A 24,585-nucleotide genomic window follows, 5' to 3' on the forward strand; every position below is an offset into this window, starting at 1 on the left:
GTCGGGTGACCGGGAAGTCGTGGTGGACGATCACCAGTCGTCGTCCTCGTCTTCGCCGAGGTCCTGGGGTAGGACCCGCGGCGCCGTCAATCCGTGCTTGCTTCCCCCGCTGGTCGCTCGCTGGCCCATCTGGCCCATCGGTCCGGCACCGCCTCCCGCGCCGACCGGTGCCAGCCCGGCACCGCCTGCGCCGGCTGCCGCGCCCGGCCCGCCGGACATCGCGGTCGGCTGACCGATCAGGTCGGCCATCAACGGGGTGCGGGCCATCGTCCCGCCCGCACCGGGCAGCGACGCGGCCCGCACGAGGCCCGCGCCAGAGGTCGCCCCGGAGCCACCTGCCAGCGGGTGATTCGACAGCGGGCTGGCCCCGACCAGTCCCACCTGCATCTTCTCGCTGCCCAAGCTGCTGCCGAGCTGGGTGAACAGCGAGGTGACCTGTTGCAACGGCTGAGTCATCTGCTGCACCGGCTGCATCACCATCTGCATGCCCTGCTGCGGCACCTGCGCCAGCGTCGAGCCCAGTTGCGACGCCATCTGCATGCCCATCTGCATGCCCTGCTGGGTCATCTGGTTCGGGCTCGCCGCCCGCTGGGCGAGGTTCTCGGATTTCTGCACCTGCCCCTGGGCCTGCTGGGCCGACATGCCGATCTGTGCTGTCGCGCGTCCTCCCTGCAGTACCGCCGACTCCATCGAGGCCTGCGTGCTCACCTGCGCGATCACGGCGTTGCGCATGGCCGTCATCGGCGCCGACGCCGCGGCGTACCCAGCCGCGACCGCCGTCGCGCCGGTGGCCACACCGGGTATCACGATCGGCTTGGGCGGCATGATCGGTTCGAACAGGAGGTTCACGGCGGTCTCGGCCTGGTAGACGTCCATCGCGCCGGCCGCTTGGTTCCACATGCGGACGAAGTAGTCGAACTCGTTGATCCCGATGGGTACCGTGTTGACGCCCAGGAAATTGGTGGCTTCGAGCACCGCGTGGGTGATGTGGTTCTGCTCGATCTCCGGCAGAGGCGGCGTGGTGGCCATCGCCAGGCTGTAGGAGTTCGCCTGCGCGGTGGCCTGCAACGCTCGCTTCTGGGCCTGCGCGGACACGGTCCGCAGCCACGCCACCATCGGCATCGTCGCGGCCACGACCCGCTCACTGGCCGTACCACTCCACACCGCCGTCAGGGACGCCAGGCTCGCGGCCAACTCGTCGGCCTGCGTTTCCAACGAGATCGCCAACGCCTCCCAGCCCGCGGCGGCCTGCAGCATCGGCGCCGCGCCCGCGCCGGCCATCAGCCGGGCGGTATTGAATTCTGGCGGCATGGCGTGCCAGAACATCGTCTAGGTCTTCCCTGGTCCGTCGAGTGAGAGTGTGCGGTGGTCCGCGCTCAGAACGTCGTGGCGTTCGCGCCGTCCACGGCGGTGTAGATCCCGGCACTTTCGATCACGGCCGCGCCCATCCGGGCCAACTCCTGCTGGGCGAAAGTGTTCATCGCGAGCGTTTCCACGCCCTCGGCCGCGAAAGCGACCGCCGCCTGCGCCGACACCTCATCGGCACCGGCCGGAACCAGTGCGGTGACCGCCGCACCGGCCGTCGTACCCGCAGCGAGGCCACGGGTGCCGTTAGCCACGACCTGGGTGCCGACTCCGACCGCACCCGGATTGTGCATCAACGGTTCCATCTGTTTGTCTCCTCGTGGGTCATGAATTCAATGCGTATGAACTTGTGCACGCTCGGACGCCGCTGTCCCCCAGCCAGGAACCGTTCCCCGACCTCTTTGCTAAGGCCTCGCCACTGAATTTGCTGGCGTGTCTCGACCAATCTTAACCGCGGCCCAGGGGTGCTCATTACACAACTTCTTCTGGGGGGTCCACATACGCCGCCTGGATGACCTCCTTCCCCTCCGGCGAGACCAGAAATCCCTGGCCGGGGGGACGACGCTTGAGCCGGACCTCACTGGAAGGAAACTCCTGTTTCTCCCCCGAGAGGAACAGCGTCGGAGAACCGGCGCCGTACGCGGCGCCCACGAACTTGTCCATGGTGGCGCGGTGCGCCTGGCTCATCTGACAGGTGACGATGATGTGCAGGCCGATGTCGGCGGCCGCGGGCAGCAGCGGAAACAGTGGAGCCATCGGCGGCACCACACCACTGGCGGCCACGATCATGTGCCAGTCGTCGACGAGCAGCACCACATCCGGCCCGCTCCACCAGGACCGGGCACGCAGCTGGGCTGTGGTGAGGTCCGCGGGCGGGAGCCGCCTCTGAAGGTTGATGGCGAACGCCTTGATCGCCTCTTCCAGGCTCGCGTTGTTGCGGTTGATGGCGCCCGCCGCCAGAAGATGTGTCGCCGGAACCGCGTCCAGCAGGCCGGACCGGTAGTCAGCCAGCATGAACCGCACCTGGTCAGGGCTGTTGCGTGCGCAAATCGCTTGCGCGACAGCGTGTGCGATTCGCGTCTTGCCCGACTTGGGCCCACCGAAGATCAACATGTGCGGTGTGGCGTGCATGTGGTTGTAGGCCACGGCCATGTCGGATTCGCGCAGACCCAGCGGCACCGTCCACCGGGTGCGGTAGTCGGCATCCGGGCCGGGCGGGTTGGGGTCCAGGTGGTGCAGGTAGATGCGTTCGGGCAGGACACGCACCTTGGGAGCCTGGTCGGTGTGCCGCGCCGCGATCACCTGGACCGCGTCGGACATCGCGGTGACGAGGTTGTCAGCGCTGTGCACGCCGTCGAGCCGCGGCACTCCGATCATCAAGTGGTGCTTCTCCATCGACACCGCGCGGCCGGGCCGATTGGCCGGGATCTCGCGGGTGATGCGGTCGATCTGCGTCTCATTGACGTCGCCCAGCCGGAACTCGACCTTCGTGCCGAGGTAGTCGCGCACGCGGGCCTTGAGCTCGGTCCAACGCGGCGTCGAGATCACCGTGTGCACACCGAACTGCAGGCCCTGGCCGGCAAGATCCTGCACGACGGGCTCGAGGTCAGCGAACTCCGCGACGAACGCCGGCCATCCGTCGATGACCAGGAACACGTCGCCGAACGGGTCGGCGGCCAGCGGATGATTCGCGTCGTCGCGCATCTCACGATAGGCGGCCATCGATCCGACGCGGTACTGTTTGAACATCGCCTCGCGTTGCCGCAGAACGCCTTTCATCTCCGCGACGACGCGGTTGACCCGGTCCGGCTCGGAGCGCGTGGCGACACCGCCGACGTGCGGTAGGTCCTCGAGGTACAGCAGGCCGCCGCCGCCGAGGTCGACACAGTAGAACTGGACCTGCCGGGGCGTGTGGGAAGCGGCCGCCGACAGGATCAACGTCTGCAGGAAGGTGGACTTGCCGGTCTGTGGTGCGCCGCCGACGGCGATGTTGCCGCCTGCCGACGACGTGTCGATGCCCCACACCTCCTGGCGGTGCCGGCGCGGTTCGTCCATGATGCCGAGGCCGAAGCGCAGCGGCTGACGCTGCCGGTCGCTGGCGATCAGTTCGTTGACCGGTGTCGGGTCGGCCAACGGCGGCAACCACATCCGATAGGCCCGCGTCTCGCCGGTGGTCAGCTGGTCGAGGACCACCTCGCGGAGCACCCGCTGGTCCGGTTCGATGCTCATGAGGTCACCGCCGTCTCCGGAATCGGTGCCGCGGTGAACGGCCGGATTCGCAGCCGCGTCTGACCGTTGGTCTGGGGTCGCGCTTCCCCGTTGTCCTGCCGCGCGGCGGTCGGCACATAGTTCACACCGGTGTAGACGCTGTGGAACTTGACCGGATCCTCCATGCCGACGCGAAGGAAGCCGACACCGCTTTCCTTGTTCGTGATGTACTGCGCCTCAGGGGTTCCGATCACGGCCTTGGATTCGGCGGAACTGGTGGTGCGCAACGCGATCCGGTAGGTCAGGTTCGGCTCGAGCTTGTCGATGCGCACACCGCCGGTGTTCAGTGACTGTGTCGCCAGCAGCAGGTGCACCCGCAGCGAGCGGCCCACCCGGCAGATCCGGTCGAACAACGCGATGAAGTCCGGGTGGTTCTGCAGGAGTTCGGCGAACTCGTCGACCACGACGAAAAGCGTTGGCAGCGGCGGCAGGTCGGCCCCGCGTTCGCGATGCTTCTCGTATTCGGCGACGCCGGACAGCGCGCCCGCCGCGCCAACCTGCATACCGGCCTGCCGCAGGATGGACTGCCTGCGGTCGAGTTCACCGCTGAGTACCTCGCCCATGCGGCTGACCAGTTCGGCTTCCTCTTCCATGTTGGTGACGACGGCGGCGGTGTGGGGCAGCTTCTCCATACCCAGAAACGTCGAGCCACCCTTGAAGTCGGTGAGCAGTAGGTTGACCTGGTCGGGGTGGTGGGTGGCCGCCAGCGAGAGGATCAGGGTCCGGAGAAACTCCGACTTACCCGAACCCGTTGTGCCGATGAGCATTCCGTGCGGACCCGCACCGAACTCGGCGCCTTCCTTGATGTCGAGGTGCATGATGTCGCCGGTCTTGAGCTCGTGGCCGAACGGGATTCGCAGGCGATCGCGGTCGGTGTCGCTGAACATGCGCCACCGCGCCGGGGTCACCTCCTCGATCGTCTGCGCCCCGACCAGTTGATGCCATTCGGTGGCGACCTTCTTGTGCACCCGCACGCTCTTGTCGATGATCGTGCCGGTGATCGACCAACCCGCCAGCTTGCGCGCGATGCGGGCGGCCTGCCCCGGTGTCATCTGGTCGACCGTCGACGTGATGAGCCGGAAGGTCTGGTTGGGCAGCCGATCGTCGGCGGTGCCGTCGTCCGCCACCCGGATCCGGTAGGCCGAGCCACGGTGATTGCCGAGCGTGATGACCGTGACGCCCGCCCGGCCGTCCACCGGGAACCCGGCCTTACCACCGGTCAGATCGAACACGACGACGTACGGTCCGCTGGGCGCCGCGTCCGCGGTGTGGGGGCCGCGCGCAGTCAGGTCGCTCAGGCCGTCGGGGCGGGTGAAGATCATCCGGGTGGGTCCCGCCGCGTCCGTGTCGGTCTGGTGCTGCACATGCGGTAACCACTTGAGCCAGGCCCAGTTCGGGTCCTCGGGGTTATCGATGAGCACCCGCATCTGAAGCAGGTCCGGCGGGTGGAACACCGCGAGGTGACAGATCATGGCGGTGAGCAGCCCCGCCGCGCCGTCCGGGTCACCGCCGATCGCGATGGTCGGAAAGGTACGCAGCTGCAGGAGTTTCGGGCAGTCATGGATGAGCCCGTGGGTGCGCAGGAACTTCGTCACCCACATATGGCTCACCGGTTCCAGGTGCGGTTGCGGTGCGCCCTGCGGACCGGCCAGCTCACCGCCGACCGCCGGCTTCAACAGCCGGTCGACCGCGGGTTCGGTGCCCAGCCCGATCCGGGTCGCGGCGTAGAAGTCGGCGTTGGTCTGCCGGGACCACTGGCGGTTGGTGCCGATGATCGACAACAGGTCGTGCGGGTGTGGCGCGTGGTAGTTGAAGAATGTCACCTGAGCGGCCGCCGACGACGTGACGCGGGTGCGGAGCCCGGCCAGGTAGCGGAGATATTCCTTACGGTCGGCGTTGATCTCGGGGACACGCTTGCCGCCGGGGCCGCCTCCCGCCATGAATCCGACGGTCGCCATGATCATCATCAACGGCATCATCAGCATGTAGGGCGACAGTTGCCGGATACCAGTGAAGATCATGATCGCGATCATGCCGAGCATGCCGCCGCCCATCACCCACGGCAGCGCCTTCTGGATGCCCGACGGCGGGATCTCGACTCCGAGGTCTTCCGGCGGTGCGACGTTGATCTCACCGGGCGTCAACCTCGGTCCACGCTTGATGATCGGGGTGAACTTCTTGGTCGTCATCGGCCGCCTCCGGACTGCGCTGCGGCCGGCTCGGCGGCAGAGGTCCCACCGACCCTGCGCGGGTTGGGATCCGGTGGCAAGGTGTCGTGCTCGATGAGCGCCGCCTCTTTCGACAGCACCGGGCCGTCCATCAGAAGTCCGACCACCTGCCACGGCGCGGTCGTCGGACCGGTGAGCCCGAGTGTCTTGCCGGTGTCGGCGTTGGGCAGCCCGTACCGGACGCCCTGCGGATCGATGTAGTAGAGGCTCTCGCCGTACCGCGGATCGGGCGACTGCAACTGGATGTACTGTCCGCCGTCGATGTAAACCGTTGCATCACCCCCGATCTGCTCGATGCCGGTACCCATCGCCGACGGTGCGATCGGCAGGTGCCGTCCCGCGATCACCGTCGTCTTCGGCGCCTGATCCCCCGGCTCGCGCTGCCACGCCCAGCACAACGTCGGGGTGTCCTCGCGCAGCAGGATCTCCAACGGCTTGTCGGGCAGCGGTGAGGCGAAGACATGTTCGGCGATCCGGGCGACCACGCTGGCCTCCACCGACGGCGGCGTGACCAGACCGAACGAGTTGGTCGCGCGCAGCGCGGCGGCGGTGGTGTCGTTGATCCTCGCGACACCGTCGGGCAGCACCACGAAATGCTGTTCGCCGTCCTCGGTCAGCGCCTTGAACACCGAGCCGATGACGAGATTGAGCGGCAGCCCAACCGAATTGGGAGCTCCGAAGGCCGGGATGTCGGGAAGACGCCATGGGCCCGCGTTGGGAAGCGCGTTGAACAACCCCTGCGAAATCGGCGTCGCCCGCGCTGTCACCGGGACTCCGACCGCCGAGGTGACCGCGCGATCGGCGAGATCGATGTCGTGCCTGCCGCTTTCGGTCACCAGCCAGATGTCGTTTTCGTAGGAGACCAACATGCCCTGATCGGGGCGCATCGGCCCGACCGAGGCGTCGGTGACCAGGGGCCGGACGATGATCGACGATTCCAGGTTCGGCGCCACGCTTTCGGGCTTGGTGACGGTGTCACACAGCGTCCACATCGAGTTCGCGCCGCCGACCGGCGTCGCGTAAGGCGCCCCGGGGATTCCGATCGACTGACCCTTCGGCATGCGGTTCAACTCGTCGGACTTGACCGCCACCGGCGTCCCGGCGTTACCGAGCACGAGCCGCGCCGAGGTCAGGTTGTACACCGGCCGCAACTGACCGCTGCCGGGCAGCACCACATAGAGCTGATTGGTGTTGCGATCGACGACAAGTGTGTCGTCGCCGCGCTTTCCGAGCGGTTTGAAGTAGGCCAGCAGCGCCGCACCAAGGCATACCGCCACCGCGATGACCACACCCGCGGAGACGGCGCGGCTGTAGAACTGCAGCGGGTCGTCGAACATCCGGGTGTCGCGGCGCACGATCGCGTGCTCGACGCGTCGCAGCAGGAAGCGCCAACCGCTGACCTGCACCTTGGTGGTGAGCCGAAATCCCATGGCTAATCGCCGATGCTCAGGCGTGCGTGGACCGCGCCGATCGCGGCGGCCATGTCCTCACCGTTGATCTCGCTGAGCTGTTCGTCGCCGAGGCTGTCGATGTCGAGCGAACGGGCCAGCCGCATGTCGCGGTTCTGTTCGCCTGCCTCGACCAGTTGGCGGGCATAGCGGCCGTTGCCTGCGATGTCGAGCGCGGGTTTGCCGTTGAGTGTGCGGCTGCTCAACAGGGTGGCGGCCTCGAGCACCTGCTTGGCGGCCTGCTCGTCCAGCGACGAGTCATTGGCACGGGCAATGACTTCGGCGATCTCGACGATCTCGCCGGGGGTGTAGGAGTCGAACTCGATGCGGGTGGCGAACCGCGACCGCAGGCCGTCGTTCGATTCCAGCAGCCGGTCGATGTCGGCGCTGTAGCCGGCGATGATCACCACCAGCCTGTCGCGGTCGTTCTCCATCCGGGCGAGCAGCGTGTCCAGCGCCTCGGTGCCGAACGGGTCGGCGCGGCCGTCGCGTTCCTGCACCAAGGTGTAGGCCTCGTCTATGAACAGCACCCCGCCGAGGGCGCGGTCGATCGTGCGGCTGGTCTTGACGGCCGACTGCCCCTCGTACTCGGCGACGAAGTCCTTGCGGGAGGACTCGACGAGCTTCGGCTCGGTGATGACGCCGAGGCCCGCCAGGATATTGGCGACGACACGGGCGATCGTCGTCTTGCCCGTGCCGGGCGGACCGGCGAAGATCATGTGCTTGGACGTCTGTGCGACCTTCATCCCGCGCGCCGCGCGGATCTTGGCCATCTGCGTCGCCGCACGGTAGGCCTCGATCTGCTCCTTCACCCGCGTCAGCCCGATCTGTCGGTCGAGTTCGGCCTGCGCCTCGGCGAGGAGCCGATCGCGCCCGGAGGTGTCGGCCTCGACACTGTTCGGGTCCCACGGATCCTTACGCGCCGCGATCTGCTCCGCGGTCGTGGTCGTGAGCCGGTATGACGGGTCGCGGAGTGCTTCAACGACTTTCGGAGCGGGATGGGTGGCCTGCAACCACTCCAGCAGGGCGACCGCCGACTCTTCGTTGCCCTGGCTGCGGCGCGTCATCGCCAGGTACCACGCGATGGCCGGGGCGCACGCCTCCCCGGCAGGTGAGGAGTTGGACTCGGTGAGCCGTCGTTCGGCCTCGGTGAAAAGCCCGAGGTTGGCCGCCGCGACGCCGTGCGCCACACCTGCGGCCGCGGCGAGGAACTTGTCCGGCCAGGCGGCGGCGCCGCGGACCTGGTCGATCACATCGGTCCAGCGCTCGCCGGCGGCGTAGATCACGGCCTTGATCCAGGCCACCAGGTGCTCGGCCCCGGCGGCCGGGGCGTCGTCGAGGGCCTCCATCGCGTCGGCGTAGTTGCCGATCGACGCCTCGTTGGCGGCGAAACCCATGGTGATGGCCAGCGGCGAATTCACCGGGTAGGTGATGTCGCCGAACCCCCCGCCGATCGGCACCCGAGCGTTGAGGCTGTTCATCGAGATCTCGGCCGAACCGGCGAGCTGACCGAAGTTGGCGCGGGAGTACCAGGCGCGGAACAGCGTGACCCTGTCGGTGTCACCGCAACGGATGCGGCCCACCCACGCGTCGCAGGCCGATTCGTCGAAAGTGGTGATCTCCGTGAAGATCTCGAATGAGCGCGCGGGTGTGCTGGCCAGCATGCCGACCGCGCTTCCGAACAGGCTGGCGAGATGCTCAGTCATGGCCACCGGCATATCTTGTCGTGAACACGCGGGTGCGCTCGGCGCGGGCTTGTTCCGGGCTGGGAAGGCCGAGATCGCGGGTGAGGAAGTCGCGGGTTGCCGCGTCGTCGTGGCCCTGTTGGCGCATGCCGTCGAGCATGCTGACGTACTGCGTCGACTTCGCGTCTTGGCTGGCGAGCCCGGCGACGACGAGGACCTCTTCGGCGAGCCTGGTCTCTGTGAGCCCACTTGCTTTGGGAGATAGCTTGATTCGACTGATCCGGCCGTCGGACAAGGCGCTGATGGAGACGGTGCCGGGCGGGTTGGTAACAGTGGCGACGGGGACCGGCGGTTCGGTGTCGCCGGTTGCACCCGGGCCGTAGACATCCAGTGCGTCGAGCACGGAGTCGTCGGAGACCTCGGGTGGGCTGAAATCGAGCGCGGCCATGTCGTCGCGCTCGTCGTCGGAATCGTGTTGGGACCGCTCAACCACCATGCGAGGCCTCTGCTGGGTCGAGCGTGGCGTGCTCGAACCACGTTCTGGACGGCAGGAATTCGATCAATCCGTCCAGCGCGCGCTGCAGGTTCTCGGTGCTGCCGGGCAGGAAACTGCCGTACAGTTCACCGCTCACCCGCCGGGGAATCGACACGATCCGTCCGTACTTCGAGTCGAGCACGCCCGCGGCGACGTCGGCTTGGGTGAACGTCCCGCCAGGGTGCCGTTCGATCGCAGTGATCTCCGCCCAGCTCTCCGGGTCAGCGATGATGTCGGCGTAGGCGCGCGCTGACGACGGGCCGATTCCGTAGGCCACGATCTCGTTTGCGTCGCGGCATGCGGCGAGTTTGCTCGCCACGCCCGTCAGCGGTTCGACGTCGGCCGGTGTCGCGGTGCCCAGCACCGTCATGACCATGGCCGCCAAACCGACCTGGGGGGCCACCCGCTGCAACACGAGCATGTCGCCGTCACGGGCCGCGACGACGTGGCGGTCACCTTTGCGGCAGACCACGAAGCGGATCAGCTTGCCGCCGACGTCACGCCGCCACCATCGGGCTTCCAACGTGCGGTCCGCCCGGCTCAACGTGTCGACCATCGCCGCCACCTCGGAGTGCGGGTGGCCGAAGACGTCGAGGACGCCCTGTGCGGTCAGATCGCGAGCGACCTGGTCCCACACGCGGTCGCGCAGTTCGGGCTGGGGGATGTTCTGCCGGATGCCCAAGGCGGTGGGGAATTCCATCAGGCCGAGCCGGTCGGCGATGACCAGCATGCCGTCGATGGTGACCTCGACGCCCACGACGTCGTCGATGTGCGTGGCGTCCGTGCTCACGGCTGATCCGTCTGCATCTGGGCCGTTAATTCCGAGGCCGCCGCCTCATCGGTCCTGCCATAGAGCGCGGCCGCGTCGGTCAGTTCGTCGGAGAGGGCGACCGACGATTCCGCGGCCGCGACGCCTGCGTGGTCTCGCGACGTGAGCACGGCATCCAGCGCATCGGCGGTCGGCGCCGCGATGGTCCCGTGGGTGTTCTCGACCCCTGCCTGGATGTCGTCGCTAGCACGGCTCATCGCTCGGGTGTCCGCGGCCGCGCGGTCGTGCCGAGCAGCCAGATCGCCGAGGTGAGCGGCGGAGACACGCACATCGTCCGACATCGCCGTTCACCCCTTCCCTTCGTCGTGCGGTGGCGCCCTCTGTCGGCGCCGCGCGTTTGCGCACGGACCTCGAGTCTTTTGCCGCGGACCCCTTCACACGGCCGGGACCGAGTACGCAGGTCTGGTCGCCGCGAGCTAGCGTACCAGCGGTTGAACACCCCCGATGTCACCAATTTTGGGCCCCCGCGGCGCCCGCCCATCGTCCCGCACAGGCAATTCCCAGTTAATTTGCAGGATGCCATCTCAGCGGCATAACCGCGCCTATGCCCGCTGTAGCAAACTCTATTGATGCACTTGTCCACTGTCTTAGTGTGCGCAAGCCGCTGACGGCTGCTTCCGCTGGCAAGCATGCCCGCCGACGGTTCCAGCCAGCTGAACGTCGGCTCGCGGCGGCTCACGTCGTCCCCGAGATCTCTCGCTCGGTGTTAGCTGGGAATGCTGGCCGGGGGAAGGTGGGACCGTGGTTGATACTTGAGCCCGGGGACCGATAGACGACATTCGGAGGAGATCGCATTGAGCGACCGCGATGACGCGTTGCGCAAAGAACTCGGCTGGACGAGCCCCGAAGAACCCGAACAGGAGCCGCCACCGCCCTCCGAACCGGAGCCGGTGCAACCGCCGCCACCGGGTTTCCCGGATCCGGACGCACCGCGCGCCAGTTTCCGCGAGCAGCCGACCCGATTCGGCCCACCTCCGGACTCTCTTCACGACACTGGACCGGTACCGGCACCCCGTCCCGATCCGCGGATGTGGGGCCACCCCAACAGGCAACAGCCACCGCCTCGTCCTCCGCAGCAGCCCGGCCCGCCGGCCGGACCGTGGCCGGGTCCCGGACCTCAGGGCCAAGCCGCACCGCCGCAACCGGGCTCCTACGCAGAACGGATCAGGCCCGACGAACTGGTGCCTCCGCGCAGGGCCGCGCCCACCCGCGGTTGGCGGTACGCCTTGTATCGAGCCACCTTCGGATATGTGAACCTCGGCCCGGGGCCGGACGAGATCCGGCAGGCCGAGCTGGAAGCGAAGATCCGGGGCGCGCTGCGGGGTCATTACAAGATCGGCGTTATGGGCAAGGGCGGGGTCGGCAAGACGACCGTCTCGGCCAGCATCGGCTCGGTATTCGCCGAGATACGTCAGGACGACCGGGTCGTCGCGATCGACGCGGATACCGCGTTCGGCAAGCTGGGCAGCCGGGTCGACCCCAAGGCCCAGGGCTCGTACTGGGAACTGGCCTCCGACCAGCACCTGGAAACCTTCGCCGACGTCCGCAGCCGTGTCGGAAACAACGCCGCCGGACTGTTCGTGCTCGCCGGTGAAGGCACTCCCGCGCGTCGCCGCGTGCTCGACCCGGCCATCTACCGGGAAGCCACGTCTCGACTGGATCGCTACTTCACGATCTCGATCATCGACTGCAGTTCGACGATGGACTCCCCGGTCACCCAGGAGGTGCTTCGGGACTTGGACGCGATGGTCGTGGTGTCCTCACCGTGGGTCGACGGCGCCGCTGTGGCCGGCCAGACACTGGACTGGCTGGCTGCGCGCGGGCTGACGAGGCTGCTTCAGCGCACGGTCATCGTGCTCAACGACTCCGACGGGCACGCCGACAAGCGCACGCGTTCGATTCTGGCCCAGCAGTTTTCGGGTCAGGGCCAGACGGTCATCGAGGTGCCGTTCGACGGGCACCTGCGTCCGGGCGGCGTCATCAACGGGACGTCGGAGATGTCCGCGAAGACCCGTCGGCGGTTCCTCGAGATCGCCGCCGCGCTGGCCGACCACTTCCCCGCCAGCGACGACCGCAGCCGCGAGCGCTATTGATTCTGATGCCTCAACCGAGTTCGTCGACGAGTGCGGCTATCGCCTCGACAGCCTGCACCGGCACCTGCTCTTCTGCCTCGGCGTGCGCAATGTCGTCATCGGAAACCCCGGCCGCCTGGGCGGTTTCGGCGATGGTGAGGTTCGCCCGGCGCCGCGCCGCGTAGAGGCGCTGACCCAACGTCGCGCCCGGGGATCGCGCCGCGCGCAACATCAGCTCGTCATACCGCGTCCGCACGGCGCTCAACGCCTTGATGAGGGGCGGGGTCACCCTGCTGATCCGCGCCGCCCGCGCCGCGACGGCTTCCAGCTGACGAAGGTCGGCCAGGATCTTGGCCGCCTTCGCGCCGAACTCCGGGTCCTCGGCTGCGGGTAGCGCCGCGATGGCCGAGTCGAAGGTCCTCGCGGCGGTGATCACCGCCTCGGCGATCAACGGCACCTCGTCACTGCGCGGCGCCGCCGCGGGGCGGTCGCCGGCCGGCTCTCCCCGCCGGAGCCCGGCGATCGTGCCGGGTGGCCACTGCAGCACCTCTTCCAGCTTTGCTCGGGTCCGCTCCCGCGGCCAGCTTCTCCCCTTCTCGAACGCGATCAGGGCGCCGGCGTTGATGATGCCCTCCGCTGCGAGGCTGCGCTGACTGATGTTGAGCTCACGACGTCGAGCCGCGGCGGCCGCACCCGCTCGCACCATCCCCGCATCGAGCGCCTCGGTCGATCCGTCGGTCGACTCCGGATTGGTCATGGCGCGGCGGGTCCTCGAGGGCGGGGGTGAGAAGTCGCCGTAATCGTATCCGTCGTTATGTTGCGCGCTACGGCTTGAGGGGGCGTGGCGGCCACCAAATGTGTCGACGCTCCAGTTCAGTCAGATCTGTATCGGCCGGTGCTACGGCTTTTGGCGGCCCTGAAGCCGGTAGATCTACTCTTCAAGGCGTATTTCGACGCGTCCGCCATACGGGCGTCCGTAGTAAACCGTTGCATCGCTACGGTTTATGCGCTACGTTTTCGCCATCGCGACCGACGGGCCGCACACAGTGCAGAGGAGCATCACGAATGAACACGACTGAATGGGATGAGACGCCCGTCGGTGCTTGCACCCGGGACCCGGAGCGGTGGACGACATCGGCTGACGAGCAGGCGAAGGCCATCTGTCGCGCGTGCCCTCGCCGTTGGCTCTGCGCACGGGAGGCCTGCGAGCTTCCGCGGGCCGAGGGTCTGTGGGCGGGTATCTTCGTGCCCGAGGCCGGGCGTGGGCGCACGTTTGCTCTGCGGCAGCTGCGATCGCTGGCGGAACAGCACGGCCACCCCGTGCGCGACCGTCGGCTCTACGCGGAATCGGCCTGATCACCGGTCGGCTCGCCGCCGATCGGGGGGTCGGCGGCGGGCCTCGACCATCGCCCGGAATATCTCTGTGGACCGGCTGGTTGATGGATGCGACGGTGCCGGGCATGCCCCGGGCCCCAACAGAATCGTCGCTTCGAGCGACCAATCGCCGAGAGGCGCAGGCGGCACCGTCCTTTTTCTTCTACCAGGTGTCGACGAAGCGTCGGCCCTGACGACGCGGCGCGTGCGCCGTGGCCGCAGTCAACGCGTTGATCACCACGTCACGGGTTTCCGCCGGGTCGATCACGTCGTCGATCTCGAAGAGCGCAGCGGCGTTGAGCGCCTTGGCGTTTTCCTGTGCGGCCGCCGTCGCCTGTCTGACTCGTTCCTCGCGCTCGTCCTCGTCGGCGATCGCTTCCAGTTCCTTGCGCATACCCAGCCGGACCGCGCCCTCCAGGCCCATCGGTCCCAGGTGCGCCCCCGGCCACGCCACCGTCAACGCCGGCTCGTGCAGGCTGCCGCCGGTCATCGCCTGCGCGCCCAGTCCGTACCCGCGCCGCAGAATCACCGCGAGCAGCGGCACCTCGAGTGCCGCACCGGCCACCAGCATCCGCGACGCGCGGCGCACCAGCGCCTCCGACTCGGCCGCCGGGCCCACCATGTAGCCCGGGCAGTCGACCAGTGAGAGCACGGGCAGCCCGAACGCGTCACACAGCTGCAGGAAGCGGGCCGCCTTGTCGGCGGCGGCGGCCGTGATCGCACCCGCCATCACCATCGTGTTGTTCGCGATGATCCCGACCGCGCGGCCGTCGATGCGGGCCAGCGCCGTCACCATCTCCGGCGCGAACTTCGTCCGCAGGAACGTCACCGTGCCCTCGTCGGCAAGTGTCTCGACGATCGGCGCGACCTGATAGGCGCGGCGGGCCCGCTCGGGAACGATTGTGCGCAAACGTGTCTGGTCGGCGACCGGTCCGGGCTCGGTCGGTCCTTGAAAGTAGCCGAGCAGCCGCTTCGTCACCGCGACCGCCTCCGCTTCGTCGGCCACGACGACGTCGACCACACCGTTGGGTGACTGCACGCTGATCGGGCCCACCTCATCGGGTGGCACGTCACCGAGCCCGCCGCCGGCGATCATCGCGGGTCCGCCCATGCCGATCGACGTGTTCTCCGTTGCCACGATCAGATCCGCGCACCCGGCGATGACGGCGTTGCCCGCGAAGCAGCGGCCATGGACGACGGCGATGCGCGGCACCACACCCGACAACGCCGCCCACAGTTTGAACGCGCGCGCATCGAGCGACGACACCGCCGGATAGTCGGTGTCGCCCGGCCGCCCGCCGCCGCCCTCGGCGAAGAACACCGTCGGCAGCCGCAGCCGCTCGATCAGCTCGAACAGCCGGTCCTTCTTGCGGTGGCCCAGCGCGCCCTGCGTACCGGCCAGCACCGTGTAGTCGTAGGACAGCACCGCACACGCGCTGCGCTCGGCGCCGAACAGGTCGGCGTTGATCCGTGCCGTCCCGGCGACCAGACCGTCGGCGGGGGTGCGTGCGATCAGGTCGTCGAGGTCGCGGCGGTGGCGCTGCGCCGCGATCGCGAACCGGCCGTACTCGACGAACGAGCCCGCGTCGACGAGGTCGGCGATGTTCTCCCGAGCGGTCCTGGCGTTCGCCTCGTGTCGCCTGGTCACGGCATCGGGGCGGGCCGCGTCCTCGGTGAGTTCGCGGCGTCGCAATAGTTCGGCGTGGTCGTCGCGCACCGACTCGTCACTCACGGCGTCCGATGCTAATCACGCGACGTCGACTCGAGTTATCCACAGGCACTTCGCGCAACGCCGAGAACTGTCGGCCGACGCGCTTAGCGTGCGGATATGACGAACTGGATCAACACAGTGAGCCGTGACCACGTCGAACTCGGCGTACGCGGCCGCTTCACGCAAGCGAATCACGGCAAGCCGACGATGCTGCGCAGGATGGCCCGCGGCGATTGGATCGTCTTCTACTCCCCGCGCACCGTCTACCCCGACGGCCCACCGCTGCAGGCGTTCACCGCGATCGGACAGATCGTCGACGACGAGCCCTACCTCGACGCGTCAACCGACACCGAGCGGTGGCGACGCAACGTCGATTTCCTCGACTGCGCGGAAACGCCCATCCGCCCGCTGATCGAGCACTTGGACTTCATCGAGGACAAGTCGCGGTGGGGATACAAGTTCCGCTTCGGGGTGTTCAAGATCGGTGACGCTGACTTCGAGGTGATCCGTTCGGCGATGACGGGTGCGGGTTAGACCTACTGTGGGTTGATGAGCAACACCGACCCGGCACCGCCCGAAGTCACCTGTGCGGCAGTCCCGTTCGCGGGTGTGCTGCATCCGCGGGAGGTCCCGCTGGGTGGTCCGCGGGCGATCCGGGTGCGGCGCACGCTGCCGCAGCGGGAGCGATCGCTGATCGGTGCGTGGTGCTTTGCCGACCACTACGGCCCGCACGACGTGCGTGGCGGTGCCGGTATGGATGTGCCGCCCCATCCGCACACCGGGCTGCAGACCGTCAGTTGGTTGTTTCGCGGCGAGGTCGAGCACCGCGACAGCGGCGGCGTTCACGCGCTGGTGCGCCCCGGCGAGCTCAACCTGATGACGGCCGGAGCGGGCATCTGCCACTCGGAGGTGTCGACGAGTGCCACCTCGGTCCTGCACGGCGTGCAGTTGTGGGTGGCTCTTCCCGACGAGGCGCGCGACACCGCGCGCGGCTTCGAACACTTCGTCCCCGTGCCGCGCGCAGTCGGGGACGCGACGCTGCGGGTGTTCATCGGCGAACTCGAAGGCCTGCGCTCCCCCGTCGACACGTTCACCCCTCTGCTCGGCGCGCAGGTCGACCTCGACCCCGGGGCGGAGGTGACGCTGGAGGTCGATTCGGCTTTCGAGCACGGGGTGCTGCTCGACCAAGGCGACGTAGTGGTCAACGGCACTGCGCTCGAGGTCGCCGACCTGGCGTTCCAGGCGGCCGGTGCCGAGAGGTTGCACCTGGCCAACCGCGGCGGCGAGCCCGCCCGATTGGTGCTGCTCGGCGGGCCGCCCTTTCCCGAAGAACTGGTCATGTGGTGGAACTTCGTCGGCCGCAGCCATGACGACATCGCGACCTATCGCGAACAGTGGGAGGACGGCGACGACCGGTTCGGCGCGGTGCAGGGTTACCGCGGCGGGGTATCCCGGTTGCCCGCTCCCCCGCTGCCCAACGTCACCTTGCGTCCGCGACCCAACCCGGGGGTATAGAGAGACCATGACGACCGACAAAACCGGCGCACCCACCGAGGTCACCGCCGAAGCCGACCGCTACACCATCTCCGTCGACGGAAAGGGCGTCGGAATCGCCGAGTTCGCCGACCGCGGCGGTCAGCGAGTCTTCACCCATACCGAGGTGGACAGCGATTTCGAGGGTCGCGGCCTGGCGACCATCCTGATCGGCGAGGCGCTGCAGAAGACCCGCGATGAGGGGCTGCGCATCGTGCCGGTCTGCAAGATGGTGGCGTCCTACGTCGAGAAGCACGATGAGTTCGCCGACGCCGTCGATCCGGTGTCCGACGACGTCGAGCAGTGGCTGGAGAATCGTTAGTTCGACTAAACCGCTATCGTCTTCGCGATGGTGGCCGCGTTCTTCACCCCCGACGGTGACGCCTTCGTGCCCGCGCCGATGGCGCGGGGTCCGTGGGGACAGACGATCAGCGGCAACTACGCCGGCGGTCTGCTCGGTCACGTGCTCGAACGCGACGCCGGCGACCCGGACTTCCAGCCGGCCCGGCTGACCGTCGACCTGTTCCGCCCAGCCGCGCTGGCGGCGGTTCGGGTCGAGACCTCCGTCGTCCGCCGAGGCCGCCGCCTGAAACTGGTCGACGCGCTGATGACGCAGGGCGACACGACCGTCGCGCGCGCGACCGCGCTGTTCCTCCGCCGCGGAGAACAACCCGCCGACGAGATCTGGACGTCGCCGGTCACCATGCCTGCGCCGCCTCCGACGCCCGATCCCATTCCCCGCGAACTGTCGACGTTGGTGTGGACCTACGGCAGGGACGAGCGCGAACCCGGACCCGGCGAGGGCTTGGCGAACTGGCAGCACTCGGGTCCGAAACACCTGTGGGTCCGCGACTTTCGGCCGCTGGTCGCGGGCGTGGACCTGACGCCGTTCACCCGCGCCGCAATGGCCGGCGACATGGTCAGCTCGTTGACACACTTCGGGCCGAGCGGCCTGCAGTGGATCAACGCCGATTACACACTGACGCTGTCGCGGCTGCCGAAGGGGCCCTATCTCGGGCTGGCCGCACTGACCCACTTCAGCGACGCCGGAGTGGCGACCGGCACCGCGACCCTCGTCGACGAGTACGGGCCCATCGGTAGCGGCGTGGCCAATGCGCTGGCGAACCCCGGCTTCACGCCGCCCCGTATGTAGCGCGGCGATCCGCGCCTCGCACTAATTTCCGCGTCGACTTCTGCGGCAGGGTCGCGATCGTCGACAATTCACAGCCCGGTCGCAGAATTCGGCAACACCACCGAAAACCCTTGCGACAAGAAACACCCCGCGGTTTCCCGCGGGGTGTTTCCGGTGCCATCCAAAAGGTCAGCTGATGCCGACAACCTCCTGCGCGATATCGGCCAGGCGCGTCTGCGCTGCCGACACCAGCCGCTGGCGGTTCTTGTGCATCTCCTCGTAGGCGATGATCGTGCGGATGTCGGACGGATCGTCGAGATCCTTCACCGCGGCCACCGCGTCGCTGAGGTTGAGATCCTCGTACCCGGCGATCGGCAGCTCGTCGGCGTCGACGACACCGCTCTCGGCGCGCGCCTTGTGCAGCGCATCGGCCGCGTCGTCGGCACCCTCACGGCGGACGACCTTCTCCGCGCTGCGCAGGGCACCGTCACGCGACGCCCCGAGCGCCTTGAGGGTGATCTCGCTGGCGCGCTGGGCACGCTCGCGCAGATCATCGACGGCCGGTCCGGCCGAACGCAGCAGCTCCGCGAGCCGCTCAACCGACTGTGCCGACCACTGCCCCGGCAGGTTCACCAGTTTCACCGCGGTACCCGCAGCAGCCTGCAGCGGGGTGCGCTGCAGCGCGGCCGGGCCACCGAGGGCATCCTCGGCCAGCACCGTGGTCAGCCAGTTCACCGTCGCCGAGTGCGCGGTGATCAGGCGGTCGGCGAGATCCTGCACGGCCGGCTCCTTGGCTGCGACCGCGAGCGCCTTGACGTAGCGGGCACGGTCGAGCAGCTGATCCTCGAGCGCCAGGTCGCCGAGCAGCGCCTCATCGAACGGCTGTGCCTGCTCAGTGAGCGCCTTCACCGCGGCGGCGGCGCGGCCCAGGAACGGGCCGATGGTGTCAGGGAAGCCACCCAGATCGCGAATCGCCTTCTCGATCGCCTCGGCACGGATGCGGCCGTTCTCGGCGTTTTGAGTCAGCTCGCGGCGGACAGCCTCGGTACGGGCCTGCGCGATCCGGGTCTCGGCGACCTGGATCTCGGTGTGCGTCAGGTCAAGAATCGTGCGCAACTGCGCGATCAGTGTGTTCTTGGTAGTCATAGATTTTTCGCCCCTTAAGCGTTGACGGTTTCGGTCGGCGCTGGGGTGCACCTGTCCTGTTGGCTACCCGGCGTGTGGGGGGAGTCGAACGCTGCAGGGGTGTGAGATGGGTCGCAGTCGGCGTGTCGTCAGCGCGGCTGCAGGATGACCACCGGAATTTCGCGGTCGGCCCACGATTGATAGGTATCGAAGTCCGCGTAGGCCTCGACCAGCTTCGGCCACAACCGCGCCTTTTGATCGGGCGTGGCCGTGACGGCGCGCACCGCCCGGCGGTCCGAGCCGATCTCGATGTGGGCCTCGGGGTTGGCCACCAGGTTGCGGTACCACTGCGGATCGGTGTCGCGGCCGCCCTGGGACGCCACGACGATCACGTCCTCGCCGTCGTTGATGTACACCAGCGGGGACACCAGCCGTCTGCCCGATTTACGCCCGATGTGCTCGAGCAGCAGCGTCGGTACCGGCTTCTTGAAACCCGCGCCCACCCGCCACGTCGCGCCGATCTTGCCGCCCGAGCGGCGATACACCCATACGTGGGCCTTGCCCGCGTACTTCATGATCTTCGTGACGACAGGCGAGTTCAGCTGCTTGGGCTTGTTGTTCGGGTCCATGGAATCAACCTAGGTACTGCGCCGTGCTGCCACCCAGCGGCATCTCGGGCATACCGAGCTTGCGGTGGTCCCAGCTGCGGGTGCGCAGCGGCACCACCCGCACGCAGATGCGGTTCTTCATCATCTGGTCGACGAACGGGCGCATGTCGTCGGAATAGGGTCCCGTGTAGCGCTCCCACACGCTGATACCCACGCGCAGAATGGTTTCCGGGTCGTCGACGATCTCGGCCCTGCCGTCGATGGACACGCCGCGCAGCGTGTCGTAGGTGTGGCCGTCCTCGACCATCACGGTGACCGTCGGGTTGCGTCGCAGGTTGACGGCCTTCTGCGACTTGGCCTTCGTCTCGAACCAGATCTCACCGTCGAGCACGGCGTACCACATCGCGACCAGGTGCGGCCGCCCGTCAGGAAGCACGGTCGCCATCGTGGCGGTGCGGCTGCGTTCGATGAATTCGGCGACCTCGTCGTCGGACATGACGATCTTCGCGCGTTCGTTCTTGCCCACGGCCCGATCTTGTCAGGTCGCGGCGGCGACGACCGTCACCGGGATGGAGTTCAGCCGACGAACTCGCGGCGCTGGTGCTTGGCGGTGTACCGGCTAGCTCATCAGCATGATGTACTGCGCGGCCGTCATCTGTTGTGCCGCAAGCAGAGTCGGGGCACTGGTCTCGATGGTGTACTCGTCGGCGGTGGCCAGACAGTAGAAACTGCCCTCGTTCGTGCGCAGGCAGCGGCTGCCGGGCATGTCCGGCACCGGGTTGGCCGGCTTGGCCGTCGCCGACACCTCCTCAGCGAACTCCTCGACCACGTCTGCGGCGCCCGCGACGTCCTCGGCCTCGTAGACGGTCGTGCCCGCCATCGCGACCAGATTCACGCCGGTGTCGGAGAAGAGCTTGGCCGACCGCACGGGATCGGACTGGAAGTGCAGCGCACCCCGCCGTTCGTAGGTCCCGCCCTTGGTGAACGTCGGGTCGCGGCCGTCGAGCGGAAGCGCGCGGGCCAACAGGCCGGTGGGATCGATCGCGATGTCGACCAACTCGCTCGGGTCGGTGGCGCGGAACTTGTCGATCTCCGGCCCCTGCAGGTCCAGGGTCTCGGTCACCAGCCGGGTGGCGGCGTCGATGCCGGCGGTCGCCTGGGCAAGCTGCATCAACACATAGGACCCGTGCGCGGTGAACGACCGCACCGCACCGAATTTCCCGATGTTGCGGTCGGTCCCGGTGTGACTGCTGGCGCGCGCCTCGGGGTGGCCGGGAATCTCGAGCTTCGGCGTCGGCCCGTCGGTGCCCTGCGGCTGCGATACCGCGTCGGCCATGTCGTCGGCCGCGGCCTGGGCAGCGCGATCGTCGCCGAAGCGCAGCACCGCGTTGAGCAGTATCTGCTTGTTCTTCTCGGTCCGCGTCGTGGCGAAGCCGGTGACGAAGTCGTGCCGGGCGGCCGCTGCGGCGACGTTCATCGGGCCGATCATGGCCAGCGCCTCGGCGCGGGGCAGCACCATTGCGCCCAAGCCGAACCATTCCGTCAGCGCCTCGTCGACCTCCCACGGCCCGACGACGTTGTTGGCCAGTCGCTGGCCCTCGAGCACCACGCCGAGCATCGGATCGCCTGCGACGCCGAGCGGATCCCGCGGTGCCGTTGGGTACCGGCCCGGGTCCAACCGGTCGAAATCCAACACGGGCCCACCGGTCGCCCTCACCGCGGATCCCTCGACGGTCGATGTGCACGCCGTGGCGAGCAGCGCGACGACAGAGATGAGCGCAAGGATCGCGTTCCGCATGCCTGGAAAAGTTACCTGCGCCGGGTCGGCCAGAGATTCAGGCGTGCCGATGCCGAGGCGGGACGTCATACAAATGAGACGAGCCAAAGAAATCCTCATCGGCCATCAACCCCCTTCCGGTCGACGTCGTGCGCCATGGATCTGCACCGATTTGCTCGCACATAGCGCGCTCGCGGGCGCGGTAATCTGAGTTAGCTGGTTCGTTCGACGCGTGAGGAGTGTCTGTGTCGAATACGGTCCGGGTCGCTCCCGAAGATCTGATGGTGTCCGCGTCCACGGTGGATGCTCACGCTGATGGCATGTGGCTGACGCACGGCACTGCAACGAGTCGTATCGAGGGCGCGCAGAAGGGCGTGCCCCCTGCGGCGAATGTGGCGCTCAGTGCAGCCGTCGCCAAGTGGCAGGCGGATTCGACCGCCCTTTTTGGCCGCCTCGTCGACCACGGTCATGCGTTACGTGCCGGCGCGGCGGTCTACGAACAGACAGATGGGCAGAACGCGGAGAACCTCAAGGCGGCAGGCGATCAGATGACCGCCCTTGACCTCGGGCTCTGACGGTCAGCTGTCGTGACGGTTTCGATCGCCGACGTTGATCGCTGGGACGCGGGAGATGTCCGCGAGGTGTTCAACGCTGCGCGCAGTCGGGCCGAGGCCACCTTCGAGGCGCGTGATGGCATCGCCACGCTGCCCGCCTTCGGGACGTGGGGCGGTGACGCCGCCGAAGCGGCGAAGAACGCAAACGAAGAACTGCGCAAGGATCTCGATATCCACGGCAACGAAGCGTTAGCGGTCGCGCGGGCGGCCGACCAAGCCGCAGGTGGCATCGAGTCGGTGAAGCACCGGTTGGTCAACCTGCGCGCTGAAGCCTCGCGGCTCGGCATGGAGATCGATCCCCTGACGAACACAGTCGTGCCGGGGCCGAACGCCGGCGATAACCCGATGGAGGTCTTGCTCAAGACCGAGCAACTCCAAGCGGAGCTCACGGCGATCCTGGCCGATGCCCGTCAAGTCGACGACGAACTGGCCCGTGCGATCAGTATGGCCACCGGCGCCGAGCCGATTCCCCACGAGGCCGGGCCACCGGTGGGGCCGGCCGGCCTCACACCGACCCAAGTCACCAGTGACGCCAACGAGCGGCGCCTCAACGCTGAACGAGTGAGCGCCCGAGCCCACGTCGGTCAATTGCAGAGCCGCTACGACCAGTTGGCTGCTCAGGCCTACACGACCGGTGACCACAGCCCGGCCACCATGAGCGAGCTGGAAAATCTCGGCAAGGAGCTGACCGACGCCAAGAGGTACCTCGGTGACCTGGACGCCGTGCATGACGCGCTCGGCAAGGCGCCCGAAACCTATCTGACGATGTTTGACCCGCGAACGGGCACGGGCAAGCCGGTGCTGGCCGCCGTCGCGGTCGGTAATCCGGACACGGCCAAGAACGTGTCGGTGTCGGTGCCCGGCGTCGGCACCACAACCGGCAGCCTGCCCGACATGGTCACCGAGGCAGGCAATCTGCGCGACACAGCCCAGCGCCAGCTCGACCGAGTGGGGACGTCTGGTTCGGTCACGGCAATCGCATGGCTGGGGTACGACGCACCGCCCAACCCCCTCAACACCAAGAGCCCGGCCGACCTCTGGACCACAATGACGGACAACCAAGCCCATGCGGGTGCGGCCGGATTGTCCTCGTATCTGCAAGAGGTCCGGGCCAACAATCCGGATGCACACGTGACGCTGCTCAGCCACTCATACGGCTCGCTGACATCGTCTCTGGCCCTGCAGGACCTACACGCGCAAGGATTGCACCCCGTGGACGATGTCGTCTTTTACGGCTCGCCCGGGCTGGGACTTACCAATCCCGATCAACTAGGCCTCGGCGCCGACAACGCCTATGTGATGCGAGCGCCAGATGATCCGATCACCACGTTTGTCGCTCCGACGGCTCCGCTCCATGGGTGGGGTGCCGACCCCTACGCCGGCATCTTCCCTGAGCTGTCGTCACAGGCGGGCTTCGATGCCAGCGGCGTCTTCCGTGAAGGGGTGCAGAGCCACGCCGACTATCCCCGGGCGGACGATGACGGCGACCTGCGGATGTCCGGCTACAACCTCGCGGCGGTTGTGGCCGGACTACCGGACAGCCAGCTAGTGTTCGCGCCACTACCGCCCGCGGTCCCTCTGATTCCACCGGGCGGCCAGGTACCGCTGCCGCGAGCGACACCGGGAGGCTGAACGTGGCGACACGCGTCGTGCGAATCATCGCGCTGACCCTTATCGGATTACTCATCACGGTGGGCTGCGTCGAGCAGTCGAAGGCCGGCCAGGAGGACGGTGGTATGAGCACGTCACCCACGAGCGATCCAGAAGCCGCGCTTCGTTCCAAGCCACCGTTTGAAGCGGCCCAAGAGCAGTACCGAAGGGCGATGCACGACATGGCCGACCGTGTCGCCGCGCTCGTGCCCGGCCTGACGTGGCAAATCAAGGAAGACAGCTGGCGTGGCTGCGGTGGCGCCTACGCCAGCACGTCCGCCGTTCAGGTGTATGTCTACATCGTGTTCGCCGGGCCGGTGCCGGATGACAAGTGGGCGCCCGCGCTGGCGATCATCAAGGATGGGGCCGCGCGCCTCGGCGCATCCGACATGACCACCCTCGTTGACAATCCGGGCGATCGCGACGTCATGTTCGGGAGCACCGACGGCATTGAGATCGAGTTCGGCACCAAGGCCAACACGATCCTGTCCGCGAAATCAGACTGCCGGCTTCGCCAAGCCGACCTTGCGGCCCCGACGCCCGTCGCGTGATCTGCCCTCGAATCGCCGAACCAATTTCGGTGAGGTCGGCAGGCTTACACCCAAGTCGGTGGGTCGCCGCTTTGCATCAC

The 24,585-nt window shown here is 67.8% G+C and carries 24 protein-coding genes; 9 read left to right on the forward strand and 15 right to left on the reverse strand.

Annotated elements, in window-relative coordinates:
- Positions 1 to 30 precede the first annotated feature (30 nt).
- The 9 genes from AU192_RS04795 to AU192_RS04835 form a co-directional block, all read right to left on the reverse strand.
- On the reverse strand, positions 31 to 1,326 hold the full coding sequence (locus AU192_RS04795; RefSeq protein ID WP_064394653.1) for a PPE family protein: 1,296 nt from the start codon (positions 1,324 to 1,326) through the stop codon (positions 31 to 33).
- 50 nt (positions 1,327 to 1,376) lie between these two features.
- Positions 1,377 to 1,670, reverse strand: a complete 294-nt coding sequence (locus tag AU192_RS04800) for a PE family protein (protein WP_064394654.1) — start codon at positions 1,668 to 1,670, stop codon at positions 1,377 to 1,379.
- Between the two features lie 166 nt (positions 1,671 to 1,836).
- Entirely contained in the window at positions 1,837 to 3,594 is a 1,758-nt protein-coding gene (gene eccCb, locus AU192_RS04805) for a type VII secretion protein EccCb (RefSeq protein WP_064394655.1), read from the reverse strand.
- The gene (gene eccCa, locus AU192_RS04810; protein WP_064394656.1) at positions 3,591 to 5,822 is read right to left on the reverse strand and encodes a type VII secretion protein EccCa; all 2,232 of its coding nucleotides are present in this window, start codon (positions 5,820 to 5,822) and stop codon (positions 3,591 to 3,593) included. The genes eccCb and eccCa overlap by 4 nt, the downstream gene beginning before the upstream one ends.
- Positions 5,819 to 7,291, reverse strand: a complete 1,473-nt coding sequence (gene eccB, locus AU192_RS04815; RefSeq protein ID WP_064394657.1) for a type VII secretion protein EccB — start codon at positions 7,289 to 7,291, stop codon at positions 5,819 to 5,821. The genes eccCa and eccB overlap by 4 nt, the downstream gene beginning before the upstream one ends.
- 2 nt (positions 7,292 to 7,293) lie before the next feature.
- A complete protein-coding gene (gene eccA, locus AU192_RS04820) occupies positions 7,294 to 9,015 on the reverse strand; it encodes a type VII secretion AAA-ATPase EccA (protein ID WP_064394707.1) in 1,722 nt (573 codons plus the stop codon).
- On the reverse strand, positions 9,008 to 9,490 hold the full coding sequence (locus AU192_RS04825; RefSeq protein ID WP_064394658.1) for a hypothetical protein: 483 nt from the start codon (positions 9,488 to 9,490) through the stop codon (positions 9,008 to 9,010). Before AU192_RS04825 ends, eccA begins: the two co-directional genes overlap by 8 nt.
- Entirely contained in the window at positions 9,480 to 10,259 is a 780-nt protein-coding gene (locus tag AU192_RS04830) for an ESX secretion-associated protein EspG (RefSeq protein ID WP_165593265.1), read from the reverse strand. The genes AU192_RS04825 and AU192_RS04830 overlap by 11 nt, the downstream gene beginning before the upstream one ends.
- A gap of 56 nt (positions 10,260 to 10,315) precedes the next feature.
- Positions 10,316 to 10,639 (reverse strand): type VII secretion target, encoded by a 324-nt coding sequence (locus AU192_RS04835; RefSeq protein WP_064394660.1) that lies wholly within the window; start codon positions 10,637 to 10,639, stop codon positions 10,316 to 10,318.
- A 513-nt stretch (positions 10,640 to 11,152) separates the two neighbouring features.
- On the opposite strand from AU192_RS04835, the gene AU192_RS04840 reads away from it, so the two are divergent.
- Positions 11,153 to 12,451: a MinD/ParA family ATP-binding protein gene (locus AU192_RS04840; protein WP_064394661.1), complete on the forward strand. Its 1,299-nt coding sequence runs from the start codon at positions 11,153 to 11,155 to the stop codon at positions 12,449 to 12,451.
- Between the two features lie 10 nt (positions 12,452 to 12,461).
- On the opposite strand, the gene AU192_RS04845 is transcribed toward AU192_RS04840, so the two are convergent.
- Positions 12,462 to 13,187, reverse strand: coding sequence for a helix-turn-helix domain-containing protein (locus AU192_RS04845; RefSeq protein ID WP_064394662.1), 726 nt, complete (start codon positions 13,185 to 13,187; stop codon positions 12,462 to 12,464).
- A gap of 308 nt (positions 13,188 to 13,495) precedes the next feature.
- Here AU192_RS04845 and AU192_RS04850 point away from each other — a divergent pair, with 308 nt between their 5' ends.
- Positions 13,496 to 13,786 (forward strand): WhiB family transcriptional regulator, encoded by a 291-nt coding sequence (locus AU192_RS04850; protein WP_064394663.1) that lies wholly within the window; start codon positions 13,496 to 13,498, stop codon positions 13,784 to 13,786.
- A 181-nt stretch (positions 13,787 to 13,967) separates the two neighbouring features.
- On the opposite strand, the gene AU192_RS04855 is transcribed toward AU192_RS04850, so the two are convergent.
- Positions 13,968 to 15,536 carry an acyl-CoA carboxylase subunit beta gene (locus AU192_RS04855; RefSeq protein ID WP_064394664.1) on the reverse strand — a complete coding sequence of 523 codons (1,569 nt, stop codon included), beginning with the start codon at positions 15,534 to 15,536 and terminating at the stop codon, positions 13,968 to 13,970.
- Between the two features lie 96 nt (positions 15,537 to 15,632).
- Here AU192_RS04855 and AU192_RS04860 point away from each other — a divergent pair, with 96 nt between their 5' ends.
- From AU192_RS04860 to AU192_RS04875, 4 genes are read left to right on the forward strand one after another with little or no spacing between them, the layout of a single operon-like run.
- Positions 15,633 to 16,049: an EVE domain-containing protein gene (locus AU192_RS04860; RefSeq protein WP_064394665.1), complete on the forward strand. Its 417-nt coding sequence runs from the start codon at positions 15,633 to 15,635 to the stop codon at positions 16,047 to 16,049.
- A gap of 15 nt (positions 16,050 to 16,064) precedes the next feature.
- On the forward strand, positions 16,065 to 17,030 hold the full coding sequence (locus AU192_RS04865; protein ID WP_064394666.1) for a pirin family protein: 966 nt from the start codon (positions 16,065 to 16,067) through the stop codon (positions 17,028 to 17,030).
- 7 nt (positions 17,031 to 17,037) lie between these two features.
- Positions 17,038 to 17,370, forward strand: a complete 333-nt coding sequence (locus tag AU192_RS04870) for a GNAT family N-acetyltransferase (RefSeq protein WP_064394667.1) — start codon at positions 17,038 to 17,040, stop codon at positions 17,368 to 17,370.
- 27 nt (positions 17,371 to 17,397) lie between these two features.
- On the forward strand, positions 17,398 to 18,201 hold the full coding sequence (locus AU192_RS04875; protein ID WP_064394668.1) for an acyl-CoA thioesterase domain-containing protein: 804 nt from the start codon (positions 17,398 to 17,400) through the stop codon (positions 18,199 to 18,201).
- 168 nt (positions 18,202 to 18,369) lie between these two features.
- Here AU192_RS04875 and AU192_RS04880 read toward each other — a convergent pair whose 3' ends face one another.
- From AU192_RS04880 to AU192_RS04895, 4 genes are all read right to left on the reverse strand, one after another.
- Positions 18,370 to 19,326: a coiled-coil domain-containing protein gene (locus AU192_RS04880; protein WP_064394669.1), complete on the reverse strand. Its 957-nt coding sequence runs from the start codon at positions 19,324 to 19,326 to the stop codon at positions 18,370 to 18,372.
- A 128-nt stretch (positions 19,327 to 19,454) separates the two neighbouring features.
- Complete coding sequence (locus AU192_RS04885) at positions 19,455 to 19,934, reverse strand: nitroreductase family deazaflavin-dependent oxidoreductase (RefSeq protein WP_064394670.1); 480 nt, start codon at positions 19,932 to 19,934, stop codon at positions 19,455 to 19,457.
- Positions 19,935 to 19,938: 4 nt separating this feature from the next.
- On the reverse strand, positions 19,939 to 20,439 hold the full coding sequence (locus tag AU192_RS04890) for a pyridoxamine 5'-phosphate oxidase family protein (protein WP_064394671.1): 501 nt from the start codon (positions 20,437 to 20,439) through the stop codon (positions 19,939 to 19,941).
- A 93-nt stretch (positions 20,440 to 20,532) separates the two neighbouring features.
- On the reverse strand, positions 20,533 to 21,711 hold the full coding sequence (locus AU192_RS04895) for a DUF7373 family lipoprotein (protein WP_064394672.1): 1,179 nt from the start codon (positions 21,709 to 21,711) through the stop codon (positions 20,533 to 20,535).
- Between the two features lie 224 nt (positions 21,712 to 21,935).
- Here AU192_RS04895 and AU192_RS04900 point away from each other — a divergent pair, with 224 nt between their 5' ends.
- From AU192_RS04900 to AU192_RS04910, 3 genes are read left to right on the forward strand one after another with little or no spacing between them, the layout of a single operon-like run.
- Positions 21,936 to 22,265 carry a hypothetical protein gene (locus tag AU192_RS04900; protein ID WP_064424890.1) on the forward strand — a complete coding sequence of 110 codons (330 nt, stop codon included), beginning with the start codon at positions 21,936 to 21,938 and terminating at the stop codon, positions 22,263 to 22,265.
- 12 nt (positions 22,266 to 22,277) lie between these two features.
- Positions 22,278 to 23,936: an alpha/beta hydrolase gene (locus tag AU192_RS04905; RefSeq protein ID WP_064394674.1), complete on the forward strand. Its 1,659-nt coding sequence runs from the start codon at positions 22,278 to 22,280 to the stop codon at positions 23,934 to 23,936.
- Positions 23,937 to 23,938: 2 nt separating this feature from the next.
- On the forward strand, positions 23,939 to 24,505 hold the full coding sequence (locus AU192_RS04910) for an LppA family lipoprotein (RefSeq protein WP_082694158.1): 567 nt from the start codon (positions 23,939 to 23,941) through the stop codon (positions 24,503 to 24,505).
- Positions 24,506 to 24,585 lie beyond the last annotated feature (80 nt).

Source organism: Mycobacterium lehmannii (assembly GCF_001499925.1).
In the GTDB taxonomy this organism is placed as follows: domain Bacteria; phylum Actinomycetota; class Actinomycetes; order Mycobacteriales; family Mycobacteriaceae; genus Mycobacterium; species Mycobacterium lehmannii.

Bases quoted from the DNA above. Each gene is read 5' to 3' on its own strand.
- AU192_RS04795 (WP_064394653.1), bottom strand. From the start codon at position 1,326: ATGTTCTGGCACGCCATGCCGCCAGAATTCAATACCGCCCGGCTGATG.
- AU192_RS04800 (WP_064394654.1), bottom strand. From the start codon at position 1,670: ATGGAACCGTTGATGCACAATCCGGGTGCGGTCGGAGTCGGCACCCAG.
- eccCb (WP_064394655.1), bottom strand. From the start codon at position 3,594: ATGAGCATCGAACCGGACCAGCGGGTGCTCCGCGAGGTGGTCCTCGAC.
- eccCa (WP_064394656.1), bottom strand. From the start codon at position 5,822: ATGACGACCAAGAAGTTCACCCCGATCATCAAGCGTGGACCGAGGTTG.
- eccB (WP_064394657.1), bottom strand. From the start codon at position 7,291: ATGGGATTTCGGCTCACCACCAAGGTGCAGGTCAGCGGTTGGCGCTTC.
- eccA (WP_064394707.1), bottom strand. From the start codon at position 9,015: ATGACTGAGCATCTCGCCAGCCTGTTCGGAAGCGCGGTCGGCATGCTG.
- AU192_RS04825 (WP_064394658.1), bottom strand. From the start codon at position 9,490: ATGGTGGTTGAGCGGTCCCAACACGATTCCGACGACGAGCGCGACGAC.
- AU192_RS04830 (WP_165593265.1), bottom strand. From the start codon at position 10,259: ATGCTGGTCATCGCCGACCGGCTCGGCCTGATGGAATTCCCCACCGCC.
- AU192_RS04835 (WP_064394660.1), bottom strand. From the start codon at position 10,639: ATGTCGGACGATGTGCGTGTCTCCGCCGCTCACCTCGGCGATCTGGCT.
- AU192_RS04845 (WP_064394662.1), bottom strand. From the start codon at position 13,187: ATGACCAATCCGGAGTCGACCGACGGATCGACCGAGGCGCTCGATGCG.
- AU192_RS04850 (WP_064394663.1), top strand. From the start codon at position 13,496: ATGAACACGACTGAATGGGATGAGACGCCCGTCGGTGCTTGCACCCGG.
- AU192_RS04860 (WP_064394665.1), top strand. From the start codon at position 15,633: ATGACGAACTGGATCAACACAGTGAGCCGTGACCACGTCGAACTCGGC.
- AU192_RS04865 (WP_064394666.1), top strand. From the start codon at position 16,065: ATGAGCAACACCGACCCGGCACCGCCCGAAGTCACCTGTGCGGCAGTC.
- AU192_RS04870 (WP_064394667.1), top strand. From the start codon at position 17,038: ATGACGACCGACAAAACCGGCGCACCCACCGAGGTCACCGCCGAAGCC.
- AU192_RS04875 (WP_064394668.1), top strand. From the start codon at position 17,398: ATGGTGGCCGCGTTCTTCACCCCCGACGGTGACGCCTTCGTGCCCGCG.
- AU192_RS04880 (WP_064394669.1), bottom strand. From the start codon at position 19,326: ATGACTACCAAGAACACACTGATCGCGCAGTTGCGCACGATTCTTGAC.
- AU192_RS04885 (WP_064394670.1), bottom strand. From the start codon at position 19,934: ATGGACCCGAACAACAAGCCCAAGCAGCTGAACTCGCCTGTCGTCACG.
- AU192_RS04895 (WP_064394672.1), bottom strand. From the start codon at position 21,711: ATGCGGAACGCGATCCTTGCGCTCATCTCTGTCGTCGCGCTGCTCGCC.